The 1,259-nt window shown below is 29.6% G+C and carries 1 protein-coding gene; it reads left to right on the forward strand.

What is annotated here, in order from left to right:
• A partial coding sequence (locus M901_RS06195; RefSeq protein ID WP_034720878.1) for a hypothetical protein occupies positions 1 to 426 on the forward strand: 426 nt, incomplete at its 5' end.
• Positions 427 to 1,259 lie beyond the last annotated feature (833 nt).

Consider the following 1,259-nt stretch of genomic DNA (forward strand, 5'->3'; position numbering starts at 1 on the left):
GGGTTGAGTCTTGTCGTTTTTTCGTCAGATGAAGGAAATTTTAGCTATTCTAAGGGAGGGGCTGCTTTAGCAGTAGCAAAGCGGCATTACGATAGATGTGGAGAGCTTCCGAAGAGAAGGTTTATATTGTTTGGTGACTATATATCTACTTGTAAAAACTATATTACCGCTAATTTGTATATGTTAAATAAAGTTAAGAATAAAATGTCTTTCTTCAGCAATAGAGTCTTAAAGATAAATGAGAAATACATGTTACATCTTAGAGTCAGGAATAAGGACTTTAATTCAATAACTGTCTCATATTATAAAAAAGAAGGAAATCATTATAAGCTAAAGTTTGAAACAAGCGATAATTTAGATTTTAAGAAGTACTGTATAAAGAATCCTAAAGAAGTCGTATGTGATTATTATGAAGATTTTGACTAGTATTATTTGCTAGTTTCCAAAAGATGCTGAAGATATACAGAAATAGTCTTCGGTAGAGATACTTTTGTAAGTTTTAATTGGGGTAATAATGAATAAAAAGATAAGAACTTTCACGATTTTATTATTTTACGTGTATTTATCTTCTTGTGCTTATTCGTCAAGTAAAAACGACTTTAAACTACTTGAATCAAAGTTGAATATAAGTATGGATAAAATTGGCGGTTTATATTGGAGGACAACATTCTTTGACTATGGGAAAGAGAATGGAGGAGAATCGGTTGTTAAGATACCTCGATTAGAATTTTATAATAATAGTACTTTTACAGGTAATCCTATTTTAAAGATTACTGATAAAGGGGTTAGCTATAGAGATAGGCTTGTATGCCAAATTTATAATCGCTATAACGTAGAGCATTTAATTGCTTTAGATAAAAAGAGTGTTTGCTCTATACCATTTTTATCTAGTGTTGATGGGTCTTTTAGTTTACTTCTTGCTCAATATGAAAAAGTCGGAATCGTTCATTATGAAAAAGAAAAGCTTTATTTATCTAAGAAATACCTTTTGGAAAATGAAGTCAAAAAACCATCAAAACTAAATTTAGTAGAAGGTCTTGGCATAGAACGATATAACAATATCGAGAAAGAACTCGTTAAGATTAGAAATATAGTTCGTAATAAGTCATTTTCTGAAATTGAACAGTATTTTGAAAAAAATAAAATTTTAGAAGGTAAACTTAGTTCATATATGACTGAAGAAGTGTTTAAAAAGTTTCATGTTAGATGGAATTTCTTAGCGTTGCTCTATCCTGAATTATGCGAAATTAGTAAGGTNT

This window comes from Bacteriovorax sp. DB6_IX (assembly GCF_000447775.1).
In the GTDB taxonomy this organism is placed as follows: Bacteria; Bdellovibrionota; Bacteriovoracia; order Bacteriovoracales; family Bacteriovoracaceae; genus Halobacteriovorax_A.